Origin of the sequence: Muricoccus vinaceus (assembly GCF_042433125.1) — a bacterium.
GTDB classification, from domain to species: Bacteria; Pseudomonadota; Alphaproteobacteria; order Acetobacterales; family Acetobacteraceae; genus Roseomonas; species Roseomonas vinacea.
The window spans coordinates 1-4,993 of record NZ_JBHLVZ010000108.1 but is presented as its reverse complement, the minus strand read 5'-3'; the positions used below and the strand labels follow the sequence as shown (position 1 = coordinate 4,993).

Here is a 4,993-nt window from a genome sequence, read left to right as displayed (position 1 = left end):
GAGATAGGCCTCGTCGAGCGAGAGCGGCTCCACCAGCGACGTGTGCTCGAGGAAGACCTCGCGGATGCGGGCGGAGATCTCCCGGTAGCGCTCGAAGCGCGACGGCATGGCCGAGCGCACCCCGAAGGCACGCGCCTCGTAGCTGGCCGCGGCCACCACCCCGCGCTCGCGCGAGCCGCCGACCGCCAACGGCAGGCCGGCCAGCGACGGGTCGTCCCGCTGCTCGACCGACGCGTAGAAGGCGTCCATGTCAACGTGGATGATCTTGCGGGCGGGGATCACGGGGCTCTCGCGAAGAGAGGTGCGGAGATGCTTGAGACTGCCATGAAGGGAAGCGGACCCGGGCAGCGGTGGCCCCCCCTGCCCGCGCTCATTGGAAGTCCCGCGACTTCGGCAGAACCGGCCGGCGGCTCCCCGGCTCGGGCCGGCGCACCTCATCGGCCCGGCCGAGGGCGCGCTCGGCCCACTCGCCTCCCTGCTCGGCCTGGCTGAGCCTATCGAGCAGGTCGGAGCGGTCGATGAGCCTTTGAACGATCAGGTGGTTGACCCGCACCTCCACGTGCTCGCTGACGCGCTCCACCTTGCCCTCCGTCAGCAGCAGCCGGGCGCTGAGGAGGGCTTGTCGGTCACGCTCGGCAATGGCGGCAAAGACCACGAGGTTGCCCGCGCCGTGCTCGTCCTCCACCGTCAGGAAGACCACGCCCCTCGACGTGCCCGGCCGCTGGCGCATGAGGACGATGCCGGGCAGGCGGATCCGCGCACCCGGCCTGAGGCTGCCAAGTTGGCGGGTGTCGCCCAGCCCCAGGCGGTCTAGAGTGGGCCGCAGGATCGCCATGGGGTGGCGCCCCAGCGTCAGGCCGGTGGCGCGGTAGTCGTCCACCACCTCCTCTCCCTCCCCTTGCCTGGGCAAGGCTGCCTCGGGCTCTGCCATCAGCGGCGCGCTGGCCGCCATCGCTGCCTCGGCGGTGTCCCGCGCCACCGCAAAGAGCGGCAGCTGCTGCGGCCCGGACGCCGCCACCGCCGCGTCCCACACCGCCCGCCGCCGCCCGGTCCCAGTGGCCCCGAAGGCATTCGCCGCCGCCAGCGCCTCCAGCGTTTTCCGTCCCACCCCGGCGCGGATGGCGGCATCCTCCACCGAGGCGAAGGGCGCCCCGTTGCGGACGCGCCTGGCCTTGACCAGCGCCAGGGCCTCCGCCTCCGGCAAGCCGGCAACCAGCCGCAGCCCCAGCCGAAGCGCCAGCCCGCCGCGGCTCTCCCGCTCCGGCTCGAGGGTGCTGTTCCAATCGGACGCGTTCACGTCCACCGGGCGGACCAGCACCCCGTGCTCCCTGGCGTCCCGCACCAGCTGGGCCGGGGCGTAGAAGCCCATCGGCTGGCTGTTCAGCAGCGCGCAGGTGAAGACCGCCGGGTGGTGCCGCTTGATCCAGAAGGAGGCGTAGACCAGGTGAGCGAAGGAGGCGGCGTGGCTCTCGGGAAAGCCGTAGGAGCCGAAGCCCTCGATCTGGGCGAAGATCGCCTCGGCGAAAGCCTCCTCGTACCCACGGCGGACCATGCCGGCGACCAGGCGCTCGCGGTAGCGGGCCACGCCCCCGGTCAGCTTGAAGGTCGCCATGGCGCGGCGGAGCTGGTCGGCCTGGTCGGGGGTGAAGTCGGCGGCCACGATCGCCACCCGCATGACCTGCTCCTGGAACAGCGGCACGCCCAGCGTCTTGCCCAGCACCCGCTCCAGCTCGTCGGCCGGGCCGTGCTCGGGCGAGGGTGAGGGAAAGGTGACCGGCTCCTCCCCTGCTTTGCGCCGGAGGTAGGGGTGGACGAGGTCGCCGGCGATGGGACCGGGCCGGACGATCGCCACCTCCACCACGAGGTCGTAGAACCTTTCGGGCCGGAGCCGGGGGAGCATGTTCATCTGCGCCCGGCTCTCGACCTGGAACACACCGACGCTGTCGGCCCGGCGGAGCATGGCGTAGGTCTCGGGGCACTCGCGCGGCAGGCTGGCGAGGTCGTGGTCCGGCCCGCCGTGCCGGCGCAGCAGGTCAAAGCTCCGCCTGAGGCAGGTGAGCATGCCGAGCGCCAGCACATCGACCTTCAGGATGCCGAGGGCATCGATGTCGTCTTTGTCCCACTCGAGCACCGTCCGCCCCTCCATGGTGGCGTTGCCGACCACCGCCAGCTCGGTGAGCGCGCCGCGAGTGATGACGAAGCCGCCCACATGGGTGGCGGTGTGCCGGGGGAAGTCGAGGATCTCTTGCGCCAGCTCCATGGTCACCGCCAGCCGCGGATCACCAAGGTCCAACCCCTCGCCCTTGGCGAGGTCGGAAAGCGACCCCTCCCCTCCCCCACCCCAGCTCGCCTTGGCCAGCCGGGCGGTCACGTCTTCGGACAGGCCGAGCGCCTTGCCGACCTCGCGGAGGGCGGACTTGGGCCGGTAGCGGATCACCGTGCCGCAGATGGCGGCGCGCTCGCGGCCGTAGCGCTCGTAGATGTGCTGGATGACCTCCTCGCGGCGCTCGTGCTCGAAGTCGATGTCGATGTCGGGCGGCTCGCCGCGACTGGCCGAGACGAAGCGCTCGAACAGCAGGTCGTGCTTGTTGGGGTCCACCGCCGTGATGCCGAGCACAAAGCAAACAGCCGAGTTGGCGGCGGACCCCCGGCCCTGGCAGAGGATACCCCGCTCGCGGGCAAAGTGGACGATGGCCTCCACGGTCAGGAAGTAGGGGGCGTAGCCCAGCTGGCCGATCAGCCGCAGCTCGTGGCCAATGCGCCCCTCGATCTCGGCCGGTACCACCGTCCAGCGTGCGGCGAGCGCCGCCGCCACCCTCGCCTCCAGCGTCTCCTGGGCGGTGCGGCCAGGGTCCACCACCTCGTCCGGGTACTCGTAGCGCAGCTGGTCTAAGGAGAAGCCCCGCGTCGCCTCCAGCACGCGGAGGGTGTTCGCCACCGCCTCCGGGTGCCGGGCAAAGCGCAGCGCCACCTCGGCGAGGCTCTTGGGCCGGCGCTCGGCGCTGGGCTCGGCCGCCGCTCCGATGGCGTCCACCGTGGTGCCGAGCCGAATGGCGGTGAGCACGTCGGCCAGGCGCCGGCGGGAGGCCACGTGGTAGCGGACGTCCCCCACCGCGAGCAGCCAGCCGCCCGCGGCGGCAGCGAGGTCACCCAGCCGGTCCAGGCGGCGCTGGTCGTCGCCCCGGAGAGTGTGGGCACCCGCGACCATCATCGGCAGCGCCAGCTGCCCCCGCAGCGCCTCTGCCTCTTGCCTGAAACGCTCCCCGAAAGGCACGCCCAGCGCCTCCGGCGGGATCGCCGCCAGAACCCAGCCCTCGGCCGCGGCCAGCATGTCGTCCCTGGTGAGGCAACAGCTGTCCTTGGGCGACGACATGCGCCTTCTGGACAGCAGAGCGGTCAGGCGCCCGTAGGAAGCCCGGCAGGTCGGCCATACGAGGTACTCGGCGCCATCCTCCAGCCGGAGGCGACAGCCGACCGCGTAGGGGATCCCCACCTCCTTGGCCGCCACATGCCCGCGCACCACGCCGGCCAGGGTGTTGGTGTCGCAGAGCCCCAGTCCTGAGTAGCCGAGCGCCCTGGCGGTGGCGGCGAGCTCCCAGGGGTGGGATGCGCCATCGAGGAAGGAGAAGTTCGACCTGGCCGCGAGCTCGGCGAAGGGCTGGGTAGATGCGCGTGGCTCGCCCTGCACCACCCGAGCCGCACCGTCGCCGGGTGGCAGCATCAGGTCGAGTGGGGCGGGCGCGGTGGTTTCTTGACCACCACCATGTTGGCTCGCTCCAAGTGGGCGGCGAGCTGCTCGGCCAGCACGGCGGTCGCCACCTCCCAGGCTGCGCCACGCCGGGGCTTGCCGCGCTCGTCGTGCCGAAGGGCATAGGCCAGCACCTCGGCGACTTCTTCGCCGGTGGCGGGCACCATCGGACCGGAGGCAGAATCCTTCGCATCAGCCATGGCGAACCTCAGCCAGCACGAGGATCAGGCAAGGAACGGCGAATCAGACGGGGCACGGCATCCACTCAGGGTGCAGACAGCAGGCGAACAAATCAAGAACTAGCCTCCTGCGGGTAAGGCTGGCCGGACCTCCTGGCACCCGCTCCGCGGCTGCCCGGTAGGCCCGGCCGAAGATCAGCAGGCCTTGCTCTTGGCAGCCTTGCGCTTGGACTTCTTGGCACCGGCGAATGCCGCTTCCTTGAGAGAGGGGCTGGCCTTGAACTTGACAGTGGCGCCGGTCTTGACCTGCACCTTCTCGCCCGTGCGTGGGTTGAGCGCCGAGCGCTTGGCGGTCTCGCGAACGGTGAAGGTGCCGAAGTCCGGCAGCGAGAAGCGGCCGGTCTCGACGATCTCCGCTTTGATCGCCGTGACCAAGTCGGCTGCGAGCTGACCAGAGGCGACGCCCGTCATCTCGGTGGACTGCTGGATGACGTCAGTGAGGAACTTCTTAGACAGAATCTACGCTGTCTTTCCTGTAGGCTGAGACACCAGTGTGGAACACCGTTGTCATGATGACTCAGTGTTGCCCATCAGCGTAGCCTTTCTGTCGCGATGATTCAAAGCAGTGACTGCCTGTGATAGCTGATCAGCTCCTTGCCTGCGATTATGCCTGAGGAGAAAGCAAGCTTGAAAAAGCTACACGGCCGCCCCCCCTAGCCGTCGTTCCCTTGCAGCCGAGACGCTGCGTCGCGACCAACAAAGAAGCTGGCGAAGGCTGCGGTGATGTAGCCGAACACGGCGAAGGCATAGGTTGCGAGCAACAGGCAAAGCACTCTTCCCTCAGCGGTGCGCGGCCAGAAGTCAGATCCCATCGTGGTCATCAGCATCGCTGTCCACCACAACGCGTCACCGAAGCTGCTGAAGCCGCCCTCCACTTCAGGAGCTCGTTCAAAGGCATACATTCCAGCGGCGCCGAGCAAACTTACCAGAGCGGTAAGCGCAGCAACGTATCCCAGCCCTCGCCGACGGAGGCCTGCTCTCAAAGCATTCATGCCGCGATTTGCGG

Annotated in this window: 5 protein-coding genes; all 5 read right to left on the bottom strand. The window is 69.6% G+C overall.

Annotation, left to right across the window (positions count from 1 at the left end):
* Positions 1–249 (bottom strand): Y-family DNA polymerase (locus ACFFIC_RS27970; RefSeq protein WP_456306976.1); only part of this gene is annotated, 249 nt, incomplete at its 3' end.
* 121 nt (positions 250–370) lie between these two features.
* Positions 371–3,688: an error-prone DNA polymerase gene (locus tag ACFFIC_RS27965; RefSeq protein ID WP_377056639.1), complete on the bottom strand. Its 3,318-nt coding sequence runs from the start codon at positions 3,686–3,688 to the stop codon at positions 371–373.
* 32 nt (positions 3,689–3,720) lie between these two features.
* Entirely contained in the window at positions 3,721–3,948 is a 228-nt protein-coding gene (locus tag ACFFIC_RS27960; protein ID WP_377056637.1) for a hypothetical protein, read from the bottom strand.
* Positions 3,949–4,122: 174 nt separating this feature from the next.
* Entirely contained in the window at positions 4,123–4,443 is a 321-nt protein-coding gene (locus ACFFIC_RS27955; protein ID WP_377056641.1) for an HU family DNA-binding protein, read from the bottom strand.
* Between the two features lie 197 nt (positions 4,444–4,640).
* Positions 4,641–4,993, bottom strand: a 353-nt coding sequence (locus ACFFIC_RS27950) for a potassium channel family protein (protein ID WP_377056635.1), incomplete at its 5' end; no start/stop codon positions are given.

What these genes read in the sequence shown, in the direction of transcription:
- ACFFIC_RS27960 (WP_377056637.1), bottom strand. Translation starts at nt 3,948, where the DNA reads ATGGCTGATGCGAAGGATTCTGCCTCCGGTCCGATGGTGCCCGCCACC.